Annotated in this window: 13 protein-coding genes and 1 pseudogene; 6 read left to right on the plus strand and 8 right to left on the minus strand. The window is 73.0% G+C overall.

Annotated features, from left to right (window positions below; all coding sequences use genetic code 11):
* Positions 1 to 603: 603 nt before the first annotated feature.
* From whiA to BKD26_RS23720, 6 genes are all read right to left on the minus strand, one after another.
* On the minus strand, positions 604 to 1,593 hold the full coding sequence (gene whiA / locus BKD26_RS23690) for a DNA-binding protein WhiA (protein ID WP_084901626.1): 990 nt from the start codon (positions 1,591 to 1,593) through the stop codon (positions 604 to 606).
* Complete coding sequence (gene yvcK, locus BKD26_RS23695; protein WP_073752552.1) at positions 1,584 to 2,606, minus strand: uridine diphosphate-N-acetylglucosamine-binding protein YvcK; 1,023 nt, start codon at positions 2,604 to 2,606, stop codon at positions 1,584 to 1,586. Before yvcK ends, whiA begins: the two co-directional genes overlap by 10 nt.
* Positions 2,603 to 3,571, minus strand: coding sequence for an RNase adapter RapZ (gene rapZ, locus BKD26_RS23700; RefSeq protein ID WP_179166660.1), 969 nt, complete (start codon positions 3,569 to 3,571; stop codon positions 2,603 to 2,605). Before rapZ ends, yvcK begins: the two co-directional genes overlap by 4 nt.
* Positions 3,564 to 5,588, minus strand: a complete 2,025-nt coding sequence (gene uvrC, locus BKD26_RS23705; protein ID WP_084901631.1) for an excinuclease ABC subunit UvrC — start codon at positions 5,586 to 5,588, stop codon at positions 3,564 to 3,566. The genes rapZ and uvrC overlap by 8 nt, the downstream gene beginning before the upstream one ends.
* A 517-nt stretch (positions 5,589 to 6,105) precedes the next feature.
* Positions 6,106 to 6,897, minus strand: coding sequence for a hypothetical protein (locus BKD26_RS23715; RefSeq protein WP_084901763.1), 792 nt, complete (start codon positions 6,895 to 6,897; stop codon positions 6,106 to 6,108).
* A 5-nt stretch (positions 6,898 to 6,902) separates the two neighbouring features.
* Positions 6,903 to 7,490: a papain-like cysteine protease family protein gene (locus BKD26_RS23720; RefSeq protein WP_084901637.1), complete on the minus strand. Its 588-nt coding sequence runs from the start codon at positions 7,488 to 7,490 to the stop codon at positions 6,903 to 6,905.
* Positions 7,491 to 7,715: 225 nt separating this feature from the next.
* Between BKD26_RS23720 and BKD26_RS23725 the strand changes: the two genes are divergently transcribed.
* Positions 7,716 to 8,645, plus strand: a complete 930-nt coding sequence (locus tag BKD26_RS23725) for a hypothetical protein (RefSeq protein WP_084901640.1) — start codon at positions 7,716 to 7,718, stop codon at positions 8,643 to 8,645.
* A 19-nt stretch (positions 8,646 to 8,664) separates the two neighbouring features.
* Here BKD26_RS23725 and BKD26_RS23730 read toward each other — a convergent pair whose 3' ends face one another.
* On the minus strand, positions 8,665 to 9,096 hold the full coding sequence (locus BKD26_RS23730; RefSeq protein ID WP_084901642.1) for a Rieske (2Fe-2S) protein: 432 nt from the start codon (positions 9,094 to 9,096) through the stop codon (positions 8,665 to 8,667).
* A 122-nt stretch (positions 9,097 to 9,218) separates the two neighbouring features.
* Between BKD26_RS23730 and BKD26_RS23735 the strand changes: the two are divergent.
* Both BKD26_RS23735 and BKD26_RS41495 read left to right on the plus strand, forming a co-directional pair.
* Positions 9,219 to 10,097, plus strand: a pseudogene (locus BKD26_RS23735) (carbohydrate kinase); the annotation flags it as partial.
* A gap of 15 nt (positions 10,098 to 10,112) precedes the next feature.
* Positions 10,113 to 10,472: a DUF4180 domain-containing protein gene (locus BKD26_RS41495; RefSeq protein ID WP_241518797.1), complete on the plus strand. Its 360-nt coding sequence runs from the start codon at positions 10,113 to 10,115 to the stop codon at positions 10,470 to 10,472.
* A 285-nt stretch (positions 10,473 to 10,757) separates the two neighbouring features.
* Here the strand turns inward: BKD26_RS41495 and uvrA are convergent, their stop codons facing one another.
* Positions 10,758 to 13,754, minus strand: a complete 2,997-nt coding sequence (uvrA, locus tag BKD26_RS23745; protein ID WP_241518794.1) for an excinuclease ABC subunit UvrA — start codon at positions 13,752 to 13,754, stop codon at positions 10,758 to 10,760.
* 195 nt (positions 13,755 to 13,949) lie between these two features.
* On the opposite strand from uvrA, the gene BKD26_RS23750 reads away from it, so the two are divergent.
* The 3 genes from BKD26_RS23750 to BKD26_RS23760 all read left to right on the plus strand — a co-directional run bounded on the left by BKD26_RS23750 (position 13,950) and on the right by BKD26_RS23760 (position 16,717).
* Positions 13,950 to 14,627 carry a maleylpyruvate isomerase family mycothiol-dependent enzyme gene (locus BKD26_RS23750; RefSeq protein WP_084901650.1) on the plus strand — a complete coding sequence of 226 codons (678 nt, stop codon included), beginning with the start codon at positions 13,950 to 13,952 and terminating at the stop codon, positions 14,625 to 14,627.
* 9 nt (positions 14,628 to 14,636) lie between these two features.
* Entirely contained in the window at positions 14,637 to 15,293 is a 657-nt protein-coding gene (locus BKD26_RS23755; protein ID WP_084901653.1) for an MBL fold metallo-hydrolase, read from the plus strand.
* A 140-nt stretch (positions 15,294 to 15,433) separates the two neighbouring features.
* Positions 15,434 to 16,717 carry an MFS transporter gene (locus BKD26_RS23760; RefSeq protein WP_084901656.1) on the plus strand — a complete coding sequence of 428 codons (1,284 nt, stop codon included), beginning with the start codon at positions 15,434 to 15,436 and terminating at the stop codon, positions 16,715 to 16,717.
* Positions 16,718 to 16,737: the final 20 nt, after the last annotated feature.

Raw genomic sequence — 16,737 nt, forward strand, 5'->3', positions numbered from 1 at the left:
GCGGTACGGGGCGGGGGTGCGACCGGTGCGTGCACGCCCAGCGGGCGCGGGGCGCGGCCCGGGTGAGCAGGGCGTGCAACCGGGGCGGGCGGTGCGGGGGCGGGGCGGTGCGACCGGTACGCGCACGGCCAGGGGCGCGTGCCCGGGTGAGCGGGGCGGGGCCGGCAGCACGGCCAGGGCGGCGTGGCGCCGCCGGGCGCGGGTGCCCGGCTGCGCGGGGCGGCGTGTGCGGCGCGGCCAGGGCCACGGTCGGGCGGCGGTGGGCCGGGACGGGCCACGGGGCCGGCGGGCGCGGCACGGGTGGCGGCGGGCCAGGGTGCGCGGCGGGCCCGGTACGGCCCGAGGCGGGATCGGGTGACGGTGCCGGCGGACGCGGTCGGGTCGGCTCGGTCGGGGTGCCGGCGGAGGCGCCGGCGGCTCCGGGCTCCTGCCGGGACTGCGACCTCGGGGCCGCGCCCTCGGGTCCGGGCCTGGCGCGTTCCGCCCGGGCTCCCGGGCCCTGGGCGGACCGTTGCGGGCCCCGGCCCGGCCCACTGGACGGGCAGGGGCCGGGCCGCGGGGGACGGCGGCGCCCCGCGCGGGGGACGGCGGCCATGGGGGCCGTCAGCCGACGAGGCCGTCGGCCATTTCTTCGGTCAGGTTGGACTCCGTGCCGGGGATGCCCAGGTCCTGGGCCCGCTTGTCGGCCATGGCCAGCAGGCGGCGGATGCGGCCCGCGACCGCGTCCTTGGTCAGTGGCGGGTCGGCGAGGGCGCCGAGTTCCTCCAGGGAGGCCTGCTTGTGCTCCATGCGGAGCCGGCCGGCCGCCGCCAGGTGCTCGGGGACCTCCTCGCCGAGGATCTCCAGGGCGCGCTGCACCCGGGCACCGGCCGCGACCGCGGCGCGGGCCGAGCGGCGGAGGTTGGCGTCGTCGAAGTTGGCCAGCCGGTTGGCGGTGGCCCGGACCTCGCGGCGCATCCGCCGCTCCTCCCAGGCCAGCACCGAGTCGTGCGCCCCCAGCCGGGTGAGCAGGGCGCCGATCGCGTCCCCGTCGCGTACCACCACGCGGTCCACGCCCCGGACCTCACGGGCCTTGGCGGGGATGGACAGCCGCCGCGCGGCACCGACCAGCGCGAGCGCGGCCTCCGGGCCCGGGCAGGTGACCTCCAGGGACGAGGAGCGGCCGGGCTCGGTCAGCGAACCGTGCGCCAGGAACGCACCGCGCCAGGCGGCCTCCGCGTCACAGGTCGCTCCGGAGACCACCTGCGGCGGCAGGCCCCGGATGGGCCGGCCCCGGCCGTCCACCAGACCGGTCTGGCGGGCCAGCTGGTCGCCGCCCGCCACCACCCGTACGACGAAACGCGAGCCGCGCCGCAGCCCGCCCGGTGCCATCACGATCAGCTCGGAACCGTGCCCGAAGATCTCCGCGATGTCCCGCTTCAGGCGGCGCGCCGCCATCGCGGTGTCCAGCTCCGCCTCGATCACGATCCGCCCGCTGACCAGGTGCAGCCCGCCGGCGAACCGCAGGATCGACGAGACCTCCGCCTTTCTGCAGCAGGTCCGGGTGACGGGGAGCCGGGAGATCTCGTCCTTCACCGCTGCCGTCATCGCCATGGGCCGATCCTTCCATGCATCCGAAAAATACGGTCGTACGCGGCGGCCAGCAGCTCCGGGTCGTGCTTCGGGGAGCCGTCCTTCCTGGCCACGGGGGCCAGCTCGACCGCGGCACCGAGCCGCTTGGCGGCGTCTGCGAGGGACTCGCGGTCGGGCACGGCGGCCTCGTCGGCCAGCACCACGTCCAGGGCGAGTTTAGGGGCGTGTCGTCCCAAAACCTCCAAATGACGCTGCGGAGAGAAGCCCTCGGTTTCTCCCGGCTGCGGCGCGAGGTTCAGCGAGAGGACCCGGCGCGCCTTCGTCTCGACGAGCGCCTCCAGCAGCTCCGGCACCAACAGGTGCGGGATCACCGAGGAGAACCACGAACCGGGACCCAGCACCACCCAGTCCGCGTCCAGCACCGCCGCGACCGCCTCCGGCACGGCGGGCGGGTCGTTCGGCACCAGGTGCACGGACTGCACCTCGCCCGGCGTGAGCGCCACCGTAGCCTGGCCGCGGACGGTGTCCACCTCGTCCGGGCGCTCCGGGTCATGGCCCTTGACCAGCGCCTGGAGCTCCAGTGGCACCGCCGACATGGGCAGCACCCGGCCGTGCGCGCCGAGCAGCCTGCCCACCAGGTCCAGCGCCTGGACGTGGTCGCCGAGCTGCTCCCACAGGGCGACGATCAGCAGATTGCCGACCGCGTGCTCGTGCAGGTCGCCCTTGGACTGGAACCGGTGCTGGATGACGCGGGACCACGTCTGGCCCCAGTCGTCGTCGCCGCACAGCGCCGCCAGGGCCTTGCGCAGGTCCCCGGGCGGCAGCACGCCGAGCTCCTCCCGGAGCCGGCCGCTGGACCCGCCGTCGTCGGCGACCGTGACCACGGCGGTCAGGTCACCGGTGATACGGCGCAGCGCGGCGAGGGACGCGGACAGGCCCATGCCGCCGCCGAGGGCCACGACCTTGGGCTGGGCGCCGCGTCTGCGGAGCGTACGGACGGACAGGGACCGCGTACGCCGACGGTACTGCTTCACTCGCGCCCCATGTCCCGGTGGACGACGACGGTCTCGACCCCTTCCGAGGCGAGCCGGGCGGCGAGCTTCTCGGACATGGCGACGGAGCGGTGCTTGCCGCCCGTGCAGCCGACGGCGATCGTCACGTACCGCTTGCCCTCGCGGCGGTAGCCGGCGGAGATCAGCTGGAGCAGCTCGGTGTACTGGTCCAGGAACTCCTTGGCGCCCGGCTGATTGAAGACGTACCCCGACACCTCCTCGTTGAGGCCGGTGAACGGGCGCAGCTCCGGCACCCAGTGCGGGTTGGGCAGGAAGCGGCAGTCCACGACCAGGTCGGCGTCGACGGGCAGGCCGTACTTGTAGCCGAACGACATGACGGTGGCCCGCAGCTCCGGCTCCTCGTCACCCGCGAACTGGGCGTCCATCTTGGCGCGCAGCTCATGGACGTTGAGGCTGGAGGTGTCGATCACCAGGTCGGCGTCGCCGCGCAGCTCGCGCAGCAGGTCGCGCTCGGCGGCGATGCCGTCGACGATCCGGCCGTCGCCCTGGAGCGGGTGCGGGCGGCGCACCGACTCGAAGCGGCGGACCAGGGCCTCGTCGGACGACTCCAGGAAGACGATCCGGCGAGTGACCTGCTTGGCGTCGAGGACCGCGAGCGACTCGCGGAGGCTCTCGAAGAACTGGCGGCCGCGCACGTCGACGACGACGGCGATGCGCGCCACATTGCCCTGGGAACGGGCGCCGAGCTCCACCATGGTGGGGATCAGCTCGGGCGGCAGGTTGTCGACGACGAACCAGCCGAGGTCCTCCAGGCACTTGGCTGCGGTGCTGCGACCGGCGCCGGACATGCCGGAGATGATCACCAGCTCGGGGATGGCCGCCTCGGCGGCCTCTCCGGCCTCGATCGTCGTGCCCGTACTCACGTGTGCTGCTCCGTCTTCTCGCGCTGTCGGCTCTTGTTCCGCCGTCGGGTGGTGCTCAATCATTTCCGGTTCCCCCGTCGTCGTCTTCCATGATCTCTCCTGTGGCCGTGTTCACGGCGGGGGCGGCCGGAGCCGCCTGGGCGAGGGCCACGGCCACGGCTTCGGCGGTCTTCCGGCCGAACCCCGGCACCTCGCAGATCTGCTCGATTGTCGCCTGCCGCAGCCGCTTCACCGAGCCGAAGTGCTTGATCAGCGCCTGCTTGCGGGTGTCGCCGAGGCCCGGGACCGCGTCCAGCGGGCTGGTCCGTATCCGCTTGTGACGCTTGGCGCGCTGGTAGCGGATGGCGAAGTCGTGTGCGGTGTCACGGACCCGCTGGAGGAGGTACAGCCCCTCGCTTGAGCGGGGCAGGACGACGGGGTCGTCGTCACCCGGCAGCCAGACCTCCTCCAGGCGCTTGGCGAGCCCGCAGACGGCGACGTCGTCGATGCCCAGCTCGTCGAGCGCGCGCTGGGCCGCGGCGACCTGCGGCTGCCCGCCGTCGACCACGACGAGCTGCGGCGGGTACGCGAACTTCTTCGGCCGGCCGTCGTCCTCCGGCAGCTCCGCCGGGACCTCACCGTCGGTCTCCTCCACGGCCCACTCGCCGGTCTTCTCCTTCTCCGCGAGGTACCGCCGGAAGCGGCGGGTGATCACCTCGTGCATGGAGCGGACGTCGTCCTGGCCCTCGCCGTGCCAGATCTGCGTGTCTCCGACACGACCCTTGATCTGGAAGCGGCGGTACTCGCTCTTGCGGGGCAGGCCGTCCTCGAAGACGACCATGGACGCGACGACGTCCTCGCCCTGGAGGTGGGAGATGTCGAAGCACTCGATGCGCAGCGGTGCCGTCTCCAGGTCCAGGGCCTCGGCGATCTCCTCCAGCGCGCGCGAGCGGGTGGTCAGGTCGCTGGCGCGCTTGGTCTTGTGCAGGACGAGGGCCTGCTGGGCGTTGCGGCCGACGGTCTCCATCAGCGCCTTCTTGTCACCGCGCTGCGGGATGCGCAGGGAGACGTTCGACCCACGGCGGGCGCCGAGCCACTGCGTGATCGCGTCCAGGTCCTCGGGGAGCGCCGGGACGAGGACCTCCTTGGGGACGGCGTCGCCGCTCTCCTCGCCGTACAGCTGCTGGAGCGCGTGCTCGACGAGGCCCGCCGTGTCGACGGCCTCCACCTTGTCGGTGACCCAGCCGCGCTGGCCGCGCACCCGGCCGCCGCGGACGTGGAAGATCTGCACGGCCGCCTCCAACTCGTCCTCGGCGACCGCGATCAGGTCCGCGTCGGTGGCGTCGGCGAGGACGACGGCGCTCTTCTCCATGGCCCGCCTGAGGGCCTCTATGTCGTCGCGGAGCCGGGCGGCCTTCTCGTACTCCATGTCCTCGGCCGCCAGCATCATGTCCTTCTCCAGCCGGCGGATGTACGTGCCGGTGCGGCCGGCCATGAAGTCGCAGAACTCCTCGGCCAGTTCCCGGTGCTCCTCCGGGTCGACCCGGCCCACGCACGGCGCGGAGCACTTGCCGATGTACCCGAGGAGGCAGGGCCGGCCGGTGCGCTCGGCGTTCTTGAACACCCCGGCCGAGCACGTCCGTACGGGGAAGACGCGCAGCAGCAGGTCCACCGTGTCGCGGATGGCCCAGGCGTGGCTGTACGGGCCGAAGTACCGGACGCCCTTCTTCTTCTGGCCGCGCATCACCTGCACACGCGGGAAGTCCTCATTGAGGGTGACGGCCAGATACGGATAGCTCTTGTCGTCGCGGTACTTGACGTTGAACCGCGGGTCGAACTCCTTGATCCACGAGTACTCCAGCTGGAGCGCCTCGACCTCGGTCGACACCACGGTCCACTCGACGGAGGCGGCCGTCGTGACCATGGTGCGCGTGCGCGGGTGCAGGCCCGCCAGGTCCTGGAAGTAGTTGGCGAGCCGCTGGCGCAGGGACTTCGCCTTCCCGACGTAGATCACCCTGCGGTGCTCGTCACGGAATTTGTAGACCCCCGGCGAGTCGGGGATCTGTCCCGGCTTGGGGCGGTAGCTGGAGGGGTCTGCCATGACTCACACCCTACTGGCGTCCACTGACACCACGAGTGTCCCCGAGGTGTCCGTGGAACGGCCGCGGAGCACCTCCGGTGGGGGTCGAAGGCACCCCGCGGCCTCTCCCCGCCGGGCGCCGGGTGGGGGCGGACGCCCCGGCGGGGGCGGGGCCCCGGCGCGGGCGGGCGCCGGGTGGGGCCGAGGCGGCTGGGGCACCGGCGGGAGCGGGGGCCCAGCGGGGCCCGGACCGGCTCGGGCACCGGCGGCTCGGAGCCCCGACAGCCCAAGAGCCCCGGCCGGAGCGGGCCCAGCGGGGCCGGGGCCCGGCAGCCGGGTCTCCCCGCTCAGGGCCCGGCGGGAGCGGGCCCCAACGGGGGGCCCGTGCCCACTAGGGCACCGACGGCCCGCAGACCCGGCGGCTCGGGCACCTGCGGGGGTTCGGAGCCCTGGCGAGGGGGGCGCCGGTGGCGCGGCACCGTGGGCTCGGGGCTCCGGCGGCTCGGGCCCCGCGGCCCGCGGCCCGGCGGGGCGGGGCTCAGTCGCGCCGGTGGCGGTGGAGCCTCCACGCGCCGGTGAGGGCGAGCGTCACGGCGCAGAGGGCGGCGGCTCCGGTGAGCGCCGACGGGAGGCCGGTACGGTCACCGGCGGCCGCGACGGCAGGGGCAGGCCGGGCGTCCGGCCGGGCGGCGGGGCCGGAGGCGGGCCCTCCGTACCCGCCGGCGGCGCCCTTCCGGGCGTACGCCGTGCCGGGGAGCTTGTCCCCGTACGCCGCCGCGACCCGCTCCCGGTAGGCGGCGAGCGTGGCGCCGCGCGCGCCCACCGCGCGTATCGCGTCCTCGTCCAGCGGGAGCACCCGGCTGCCCTTGTGGACGTACCAGGCGTCGATCTGCGGCTCGCGGAAGACCGTCCCGCCGGGCAGCCGGCGGGCGCCCTCCCTCGCGTACCGGATCTCGTCGTCACCGGTCGCGATGTTGACCACCTGCCAGCCGTTCGCACCCTGGCGGGCGGTCCAGACGGACGCCTTCTGCCCGTCCGAGGAGACCGCCCCGGCGGCGTGGAACTCGACGCGGGCCACCGGCGCCCCCGCTCTGCCCGCCACGAAGTCCGGCGACAGGACGCGTACGGGGACGGCCGGGCCCTCGATACGGGGGTGGGCGGCGGCCCGCGTCACGGCGCCGTCGCGGGCGAAGAACCGGGAGAGCGTGTCGAGGGTGGCGGGAGCGGTGACCGCCGCGCCCGGGGTGTCGGCGGCGGTCGCGGTGGGAGCGGGAAGCAGCAGCAGTGCGGGGGTGAGGGCGGCTGCTGCCAGGAGACGGCGTGGGGTCATGGCGCTCACGCCCCTGTCCGGTAGAGGGAGTGGGTCCAGGAGAAGGAGCCGTTGTCGACGTACCAGGCGTGCGACGCCCAGTTGTAGCGGTCGCTGGAGGGCCATGGATCGCCCCAGTACACCCAGCTGTTGGCGTCGTCGTACCCGTAGATCACGTGCATGTGTCCGCCGCCGCTCGACCACTGGATGCGGGTCTCGATGGGGCGGTTCGCGTTGATCTCGGTCTGGACGGTGGAGTAGCGCAGCCAGCCGTCGACGTACGAGCCCGGGCTGATGCCGGCCCAGCGCAGCCCGTTCTGTACGTTGCCGAGGGTGGCCTGCCAGTTGGGGCAGTCGGTGCCCTGCTGCCGGTTGAAGGCGGCGTTGCAGAACTGGTTCTGGGAGTAGGAGCGGCCGAACCAGGCGGCGATGGTGTTGCCGCCCGCGGCCCAGCACCAGTTGGTCTTCGCCTGCGCCTGCATGGTGATGTTCAGGCGTTTGGCGGCGAGCGTCGCCGTCGCCGAACGGTCCTCGGCGGTGGCGGCGTTCACCGGGAGGACGAGGACGGTGGTGGTGGCGGCGAGGAGCACCGCGAGGAAAGTCGGTTTGCGCATCGCGTTCCTCCGACTGGGGATGGGGGGAGGGAGGATCGCGTCCGGACGCTGCTGGGAGCATCAAGCGTTGTCGGGGGCAGGTCAACACGCTTCAATGCGGGGTGACACCGCGCTGTGAATGCCACTGGTTGACGAGTGAACGGCATCCCCGTGCCCACCAGCCCGCCCGTCACCACCTCGCCCGGAGTCGCACCGCCCCGTCGTGAACGTTCACTGAGGACTCCCATGGGACACACCGAGACCGATCTGACGCAGATCCTGCACACCGGCCCCTTCCACTTGGCGCTGCGCGCGGCGCTGGCGGTGCGCGGGCTGCCGCTCCAGCGGGTGCAGCACCATCTCGCGCATCGCGGCATCAAGGTGGGGGTGACCAGCCTCTGCTACTGGCAGCAGGGTGCCCGCCGCCCGCAGCGGCCGGAGTCGCTGAAGGCGGTGCGGGCCCTGGAGGAGCTGCTCCAGCTGCCCGGCGAGTCCCTGATCCGGCTGCTCGGCGATCCGGCCCCGGGCGGTGAGGGGACGGCGCGGCCGGCGGCCCGTTCGTACCGCTCGCTGGTGGGGGTGTCGGGCGCGGTGGAGCAGCTGATCGCGGAGCTGGAGGCGCCCGCGGACGGCGGGCTGCACACGGTGGGCCACCAGGAGCGGGTACGGGTGGGAGCGGGGCGGGAGCTGGTCGGCCGGGACTCGCAGCAGGTCGTGCGGGCCCACCGGGACGGCATCGACCGTTACCTGGCAATCCACCACGGGGACCCCGGCTGCGACCCGGAGCGGGTGGTGGTGCGGGCGGGCGAGAACTGTCGTACGGGGCGGGTGCGGTGGCACGGCGAGACGGGCGTCGTGGTCGCGGAGCTGCTGTTCGACGCGCGGCTGCGGGCGGGCGAGACGTACCTCTTCGGGTACGGCTTCGAGGACGGTACGGGCGGGGTGAGCGGCGAGTACGTGCGCGGGTTCAGCTTCGCGGGCGGGCAGTACGTCCTTCAGGTGCGGTTCCACGAGGACGCCCTGCCGGTACGGTGCCGGCGCTTCGCCCAGACGTCGGCGGGCGCACCGCGCGGTGCCCGCAGCGACCTGACGCTGAGCGGGCGGCACCGTACGGTCCACTTCGTCGAGCAGGGCGTCAGGCCCGGGATCCTGGGGATCGACTGGGACTGGGAGTGACCCCTGTGGTCCCCGGTGCTTACGCGTCGGGGCCGGCGATCAGCTTGCCGTCGGCCCCCACCTTGACCGGGACCTCGGGCAGGGCGGCGGTGGCCGGGCCCTTCAGCGCCTTTCCGGTGGTGACGTCGAAGCGGCTGCCGTGGCAGGGGCAGTTGCCCTCGGTGCCCTCGACCTTGTCGAACACGCAGCCCGCGTGGGTGCACTGGGCGCTGAACGCCCTGTACTGGCCCTTGGCGGGGCAGCTCACCACCAGGCGCTGCTCGCGGTAGAGCTTGGCGCCGCCGACCGGTACCTCGTCCGCCGCGCCCAGGTTCACGGGGGCGGTGGGGGTGGGCGGCTGCGCGTGGCCGAGCTTCGACTCGGTGGAGCAGGCGGCTGCCCCGAGCCCGGCGGCCCCGGCGAGGGTGGCGCCTTTCAGCACGGTACGGCGGGCGGGCGGCTGGCCGGGCATGGGGGCTCCACGGTGGGCTGGGGGTTCCGGTGACGGAAGCGACGATACCGGGGTAGATCGGCGGCCCCGCGCCCGGGTTGGGGGGCTGTCGTGGGCGGGGGTGATGGGTTACGTTCGGGCTCGTGATCGTCGCCGCCGGAGAGTCCCTGATCGACCTCGTACCCGAAGGGCCCGAGCCGCTGTCCGCCCTGGTCCCGCTGCGGGGCGGCGGCCCGTACAACACGGCGGTGGCGCTGGGCCGGCTCGGCGCCCAGGCCGGCTTCTGCTCGCGGATCTCCAGGGACGCGTACGGCGAGGCGCTGCTGGACGGGCTGCGGGCCGCGGGTGTCGCGACCGGCCTCGTACAGCGCGGTCCGGAGCCGACGACGCTGGCGGTGGCCTCGGTGGGGGCGGACGGTTCGGCGGGGTACTCCTTCTACGCGGACGGCACGGCCGACCGGCTCTTCGAGCCGCCGCAGCGGCTTCCGGAGGCGGTACGGGCCGTCGCCTTCGGGACGTGCTCGCTGGTCCTGGAGCCGGGCGCGAGCGCGTACGAGGCGCTGCTGCGGCGGGAGGCGGGGCGCGGGGTGCTGACCCTGCTGGACCCGAACATCCGGGCGGGTCTGATTCCGGACGCGGATGCCTACCGGGCGCGGTTCGCGGGCTGGCTGCCGTATGTGTCGCTGCTGAAGGTGTCCGAGGAGGACGCGCGGTGGCTGGGCGGTTCGCCCGAGGAGTGGCTGGCGAAGGGGCCGTCGGCGGTGGTGCTGACCCGGGGCGCGGAGGGGCTGACGGTGTTCACGGGCGACGTGACCGTGTCGGTGCCCGCGGTCCCGGTGACGGTCGCCGACACCATCGGTGCGGGCGACACGGTGAACGCGGCGCTCCTGCACGGCCTGGAGTCCCGCGCCCTGTCCACGCTGGACGCCTCCGCCTGGACGGACCTGCTCTCGTTCGCGGCCCGCGCGGCGGCGGTCACCTGCTCCCGGCCGGGCGCGGAGCCGCCGTACGCCGCGGAGCTGGTGACGGCCGACACCGTGCTGCCGCTGAACGGCGTCCCCGCGCTGATCTGTGCGCCCGACGGCCCGCCGCTGGCCGGCCGGCAGGCCGCGCTCGACCTGATCGGCGACGCCATGGGCCACGGCGCTGACCTGGTCGTCGTGCCGGTGGCCCGGCTCGGCGAGGACTTCTTCGCGCTCCGCTCGGGCCTGGCCGGCGAGGTCGTCCAGAAGTTCGCGGACTACCGCCTCCGGCTGGCGATCGTCGGGGACGTCTCCACCCACGTGGCGGCGAGCACGGCGCTGCGGGACTTCGTACGCGAAGCGAACCGCGGCACCCAGATCCGGTTCGCGGACACCATCCCCGCCCTGGCAGCTCGCCTGGCCGCCCGGGCCTAGGCCACACCGGTGCGCGGGCGCACGCCCCCTGGGCGGAGCGGCACGGCGGCCCGTCGGCGGGGCCACGCCCCGGGCGCGCCGGGCCCAACAGGACGATCGGCTCCGTCAGTCGCCGAGGTCGACCCGCCCGACCCCGTACCGGGACCCGGTGGACCCGGCGGCCCCGTGCCGGGACCGGATGGACCCGGTGGACCCGGCGGACCCGGTGGATGAACGGCGCCGCCCCGGGCGTGAACCCGGGGCGGTGCCGTGGCGAAGGCGGCCGGACAGCCGGCAGCCGTCCGGTCAGGGCTTGGCGGCCCGGGCCGTCTGCTTCTTCGGCTTCGTCGTCTTCGCCATGGCCGTCGTGCGGGCCGTGCCGTCCGCCGCCGCGACCGTCTTCTTGGCGGTGGTGCGCTTGCGCGCCGCCGGTACCGTCGCGGCCGCGTCACTGATGCGGTCCGCGCCGAGGATGTCCCGGAGGAACTTGCCGGTGTGGCTGGCCGGGACGCCCGCGACCTGCTCGGGCGTGCCCTCGGCGACGACCAGGCCGCCGCCGCTGCCGCCTTCGGGGCCCATGTCCACGACCCAGTCGGCCACCTTGATGACGTCCAGGTTGTGCTCGATCACGATCACCGAGTTGCCCTTGTCGACCAGGTCGGAAAGAACCTTGATCAGCTTCGAGATGTCCTCGAAGTGCAGACCGGTGGTCGGCTCGTCCAGGACGTACACCGTGCGGCCCGTGGAGCGCTTCTGGAGCTCGGACGCCAGCTTCACGCGCTGCGCCTCGCCGCCGGACAGCGTCGGCGCGGGCTGGCCGAGCCGGACGTACCCGAGGCCGACCTCGGTGAGGGTGCGCAGGTGGCGCGCGATGGTCGGGACGGCCTCGAAGAACTCCAGGGCCTCCTCGATCGGCATGTCCAGGACCTCGGCGATGGACTTGCCCTTGTAGTGGACGTCCAGGGTCTCCCGGTTGTAGCGCGCCCCGTGGCAGACCTCGCACGGGACGTACACGTCCGGCAGGAAGTTCATCTCGATCTTGATGGTGCCGTCACCGGCGCAGTTCTCGCAGCGGCCGCCCTTGACGTTGAAGGAGAACCGGCCCGGCAAGTAGCCCCGGACCTTCGCCTCCATCGTCTCGGCGAACAGCTTGCGGACGTGGTCGAAGACACCGGTGTACGTCGCCGGGTTGGAGCGCGGCGTGCGGCCGATGGGCGACTGGTCGACGTGGACGACCTTGTCGACCAGGTCGTCGCCGTCCACGCGCGTGTGCCGCCCGGGCACGGACTTGGCGCCGTTGAGCTCGCGCGCCAGGTGGGTGTACAGGATGTCGTTGACCAGCGTCGACTTGCCGGAGCCGGACACACCGGTGACGGCCGTGAGGACGCCGAGCGGGAAGGAGACGTCGATGTCCCGCAGGTTGTTCTCACGGGCGCCGTGCACGGTGAGCCGGCGCGACGGGTCCGCCGGTCGGCGGATGTCCGGCGTCGGGATGGACCGCTTCCCGGCCAGGTACTGCCCGGTCACGGAGTCCTTGTTGGCCAGCAGCTGCTTCAAGGGGCCCGAGTGCACGACCTTGCCGCCGTGCTCGCCCGCGCCCGGGCCGATGTCGACGACCCAGTCGGCCACCTTGATGGTGTCCTCGTCGTGCTCGACGACGATGAGCGTGTTGCCCATGTCGCGCAGCCGTACCAGGGTCTCGATGAGCCGGTGGTTGTCGCGCTGGTGCAGGCCGATGGACGGCTCGTCCAGCACGTACAGCACGCCCACCAGGCCGGAGCCGATCTGGGTGGCGAGCCGGATGCGCTGGGCCTCCCCGCCGGAGAGCGTGCCTGCCGCGCGGTTCAGCGACAGGTAGTCCAGGCCGACGTCGACCAGGAAGCGCAGCCGCTCGTTGACCTCCTTGAGCACCCGCTCGGCGATCTTCTTGTCACGGGCGTTCAGCGTGAGCTGCCGCAGGAAGTCGGCGCAGTCGCTGATGGACATCGCGGAGACCTCGGCGATGGACTTCTCCATGACCGTGACCGCGAGGACGATCGGCTTCAGGCGCGTGCCCTCACAGGTGGGGCAGGGCACCTCGCGCATATAGCCCTCGAAGCGCTCGCGGCTGGAGTCGCTCTCGGCCTCGCTGTGCCGCCGCTTGACGAAGGAGACGGCGCCTTCGAAGGCGGGCGTGGTGTACGCCCGCTCCCTGCCGTAACGGTTGCGGTAGCGGACCTCGACCTGGGTCTTGTGCCCGTACAGCAGCGCCTTCTTGGCGCGGGCGGGCAGCCCGGCCCAGGGGATGTCGGTGCGGAAGCCGAGGGCCTGGGAGAGCCCGCCGATCAGCCGCCCGAAGTACTCCTTGGTGTGGCCGTGCGACCACGGGTGGATGGCGCCCTCGTCGAGGGAGCGCTCCTCGTCGGGGACGACCAGCTCCGGGTCGACCTCCATGCGCGTGCCGATGCCGGTGCACTCCGGGCAGGCGCCGAAGGGCGAGTTGAAGGAGAAGGAGCGGGGCTCCAGCTCCTCGAAGGACAGGTCGTCGTACGGGCAGTACAGGTGCTCCGAGTACATCCGCTCGCGCTCGGGGTCGTCCTCGGGGAGGTCGACGAAGTCGAGCACGATCATGCCGCCGGACAGGCCCAGCGCGGTCTCGACGGAGTCGGTCAGCCGCCGCTTGGCGCTCTCCTTGACCGTGAGGCGGTCGACGACCACCTCGATGGTGTGCTTCTCCTGCTTCTTCAGCGTGGGCGGCTCGGCGAGCTGGATGGTCGTGCCGTCCACCCGTGCCCGGCTGTAGCCCTTGGTCTGGAGGTCGGCGAAGAGGTCGACGAACTCGCCCTTGCGCTCGCGCACCAGCGGCGACAGGACCTGGAAGCGGCTGCCCTCGGGCAGCTCCAGCACCTTGTCGACGATGGCCTGCGGCGACTGGCGCGAGATGGGCCGGCGGCACTCGGGGCAGTGCGGCTTGCCGATGCGCGCGAACAGCAGGCGCAGGTAGTCGTAGACCTCGGTGATGGTGCCGACCGTGGAGCGCGGGTTGCGCGAGGTCGACTTCTGGTCGATCGAGACGGCCGGGGAGAGGCCCTCGATGAAGTCGACGTCCGGCTTGTCCATCTGGCCGAGGAACTGCCGGGCGTAGGAGGAGAGCGACTCGACGTACCGGCGCTGCCCCTCGGCGAAGATCGTGTCGAACGCGAGGGAGGACTTGCCCGACCCCGAGAGCCCGGTGAAGACGATGAGGGAGTCGCGCGGGAGGTCGAGCGAGACGTTCTTCAGATTGTGCTCGCGCGCGCCACGGACGATGAGACGGTCGGCCACGCCGGTCCGCACCTTTCTTGAGAGAAGCGGGGGCACAGCCCCCGTCCCAGACTGTTCAAGCCTACGGGGGGCCGCCAAATGGATGGATGCCTGACTTTCAAGGATGCCTCCACCGAGCGTATAGCACGTGCATTCGATTTCCGGCCGCTCTTCGCCACCTTCACCCGATCGTGTGGCGGCGCTAGGGTCAGCAGCATGATCGACCATGTGCATGACCTGGCCTCTGTACGTGAGGCGACCGACCGGCTGCTCACCGCAGCCGCCAAACTCGACGACGCCGCCGCGCCGTCCCGGCTCCCGGGCTGGACGAGGGGCCACGTCCTGGCCCACCTCTCACGTAACGCCGACGCCCTCGTGAATGTTCTCCAGGGCCGCCCGATGTACGTCAGCGCCGAGGCGCGCGACGCCGACATCGAGCGCGACGCCCACCGCCCCCTGGCCGTCCAGCTCGACGACGTACGCGAGAGCGCCGCCCGCTTCCAGGCGGAGGGCGAGGTGCCGGCCGACTGGGACCGCAGGGTGGAACTGCGCAACGGGGTGACGGACCGGGCCGTACGGCTGCCCTTCCGCCGCCTCGTCGAGGTGGAGCTGCACCACGTGGACCTGGGCATCGGCTACGAGCTGGAGGACCTGCCGCAGGAGTTCACTGAGCGCGAGATCGACTTCCTGGCCGAGCGCTTCTCCGGCCACCCCACCGTACCTCCGACCCGCCTGGTGGCCTCCGGCAAGGAGTGGCGCACAGGCGGCGGCGAGGGCGCCGGGGTGACCGTCTCCGGCCCGGCGGCGGACCTGCTCGGCTGGCTCGCGGGGCGCCGCGACGGCGCGGCCCTGGAGGTCACGGGTGACGCCCTTCCCGTACTGCCCCCGCTATAGGCTGGATTCATGACGTACAGCGGAGCGGTGAAGGTCGGCGGGCCCGCCGATGTGCACGAGCTGTCGGACCTGATGATCTCCAAGGTCGCGGTCGGGCCGATGGACAACAACGCGTATCTGCTGCGCTGCCGCGCCACCGATGAGCAGCTGCTGATCGACGCGGCGAGCGAGCCCGCCACACTGCTCCGGCTGATCGGTGACGACGGCATCGCGTCCGTCGTCACCACCCACCGCCACCACGACCACTGGGGGGCGCTGGCCGAGGTCGTGGCGGCCACCGGCGCCCGTACGTACGCCGGGAAGTACGACGCCGAGGGCATCGACGTCGTGACGGACGTCCCCGTCGAGGACGGGGACACGATCCGGGTCGGCCGGGTGGAGCTCACCGCCCGCCGGATGGTGGGGCACACGCCCGGCTCCATCGCGCTCATCTACGACGACCCGCGCGGTCACCCGCACGTCTTCACCGGCGACTGCCTCTTCCCCGGCGGCGTGGGCAACACCTGGGGTGATCCCGACGCCTTCGCGAGCCTGATCCTCGACGTCGAGACGAAGCTGTTCGACGTGCTGCCGGACGAGACCTGGATCTACCCGGGTCACGGCAAGGACACCACGCTGGGTGAGGAGCGCCCGAGGCTCCCGGCGTGGCGCGAGCGCGGCTGGTAGACGCTCCCGTGCGCCTCCCCCGCGCCCCGTAACCCGGGGCCGTGGTGGGTAGTTGGCGCGACATGCGCCAGAGTCATACTCCCCGTACGCCGTCGACTCCCCCTACGCCGTCGACGACGCCGACGCCGCGTACGCCCTCCATGGTGCGGCTCGCCGCCGCCTCGCTCGCCGGCACCGCCATCGAGTTCTACGACTTCTTCGTCTACGGGACCGCCGCTGCGCTGGTCCTGGGACCGCTGTTCTTTCCGACCTTCTCGCCGGTCGCCGGCACTCTGGCGGCTTTCGGTACGTTCGCGATCGGCTTCATTTCGCGTCCGCTCGGTTCTGCGCTCTTCGGGCACATCGGCGACCGGTACGGACGGCGTCCGGTGATGCTCGCTTCCCTGGTACTGACCGGCGCGGCGACCGTCGCGGTGGGGTGCGTACCGTCGTACGCGACGCTCGGCGTGGCCGCTCCGGTGCTGCTGCTGGTGCTGCGGTTCCTCCAGGGGCTGGGGCTCGGCGGGGAGTGGGGCGGGGCCGTGCTGCTGACGGCGGAGCACGCGCCGGAGCGGCGGCGCGCGCTGTGGGCGAGCTTTCCGCAGATCGGTCCCTCGGTCGGCTTCCTGCTGGCGAACGGGGTGATGCTGGCGCTGTCGGCGGGGCTGAGCGACGCCCAGTTCCGGGAGTGGGGCTGGCGGGTGCCGTTCTGGGCTGCGGGGCTGCTGGCGGCCGGCGGGCTGCTGCTGCGTACGTCCCTGGCGGAGACGCCCCAGTTCCGCGAGCTGGCCGAGACCGGCAAGCGGGCGAGCGCCCCGCTGGTGGAGGTGGCACGCGGGCACTGGCGCCTGGTGCTGCTGACGGCCGGGGCGCTGGCCGTCGGGTACGCGATCTTCTACGCGGTGTCCACGTGGGCCCTGTCGTACGGCACCGAGCGGCTCGGTGTGAGCCGTACGGTGATGCTCGTCTGCATCATGGCGGCGGTGGCGATCAAGGGGGTGACCACGCCGTTCGCCGCGATGCTGGGTGACCGCTATGGGCGGCGTCCGATGTGCCTGGCCGGCTGCGCGGCCTCCGCGCTGTGGATGTTCCCCATGGTGGGCCTGCTGCACACGGCCCAGCCGCTGCTGATGTTCCTGGGGTTCACGGGGGCCATGCTGGCCTTCATCACCACGTTCGCGGTGGTCGCCGCGTATCTGCCGGAGCTGTACGAGCCGAGGGTGCGCTGCACCGGCGCGGCCGTCGGCTACAACCTGGCGGGCGTCCTCGGCGGAGCTCTGACCCCGATCGTGGCGACAGCCGCCGCCGGCGGTTCCGGGCCGCCCTGGGGCGTGGCGGCGTACCTGACGGGGATCGCCCTGTTCAGCCTCGGCTGCTTCGCCCTGCTGCCCGAGACGCTGCCCAAGCCGGTGGCGGAGCCGGCCATGGAGTCGGCGGCCGCGTGAGGCGATCGGGGGCCTGCCCC

Source organism: Streptomyces sp. CB03238 (genome assembly GCF_002099185.1).
In the GTDB taxonomy this organism is placed as follows: domain Bacteria; phylum Actinomycetota; class Actinomycetes; order Streptomycetales; family Streptomycetaceae; genus Streptomyces.

What these genes read in the sequence shown, in the direction of transcription:
- BKD26_RS23715 (WP_084901763.1), bottom strand. Translation starts at nt 6,897, where the DNA reads ATGACCCCACGCCGTCTCCTGGCAGCAGCCGCCCTCACCCCCGCACTG.
- BKD26_RS23730 (WP_084901642.1), bottom strand. Translation starts at nt 9,096, where the DNA reads ATGCCCGGCCAGCCGCCCGCCCGCCGTACCGTGCTGAAAGGCGCCACC.
- BKD26_RS23760 (WP_084901656.1), top strand. Translation starts at nt 15,434, where the DNA reads ATGGTGCGGCTCGCCGCCGCCTCGCTCGCCGGCACCGCCATCGAGTTC.
- BKD26_RS23725 (WP_084901640.1), top strand. Translation starts at nt 7,716, where the DNA reads ATGGGACACACCGAGACCGATCTGACGCAGATCCTGCACACCGGCCCC.
- whiA (WP_084901626.1), bottom strand. Translation starts at nt 1,593, where the DNA reads ATGGCGATGACGGCAGCGGTGAAGGACGAGATCTCCCGGCTCCCCGTC.
- BKD26_RS23750 (WP_084901650.1), top strand. Translation starts at nt 13,950, where the DNA reads ATGATCGACCATGTGCATGACCTGGCCTCTGTACGTGAGGCGACCGAC.
- rapZ (WP_179166660.1), bottom strand. Translation starts at nt 3,571, where the DNA reads ATGATTGAGCACCACCCGACGGCGGAACAAGAGCCGACAGCGCGAGAA.
- BKD26_RS23755 (WP_084901653.1), top strand. Translation starts at nt 14,637, where the DNA reads ATGACGTACAGCGGAGCGGTGAAGGTCGGCGGGCCCGCCGATGTGCAC.
- uvrC (WP_084901631.1), bottom strand. Translation starts at nt 5,588, where the DNA reads ATGGCAGACCCCTCCAGCTACCGCCCCAAGCCGGGACAGATCCCCGAC.
- BKD26_RS23720 (WP_084901637.1), bottom strand. Translation starts at nt 7,490, where the DNA reads ATGCGCAAACCGACTTTCCTCGCGGTGCTCCTCGCCGCCACCACCACC.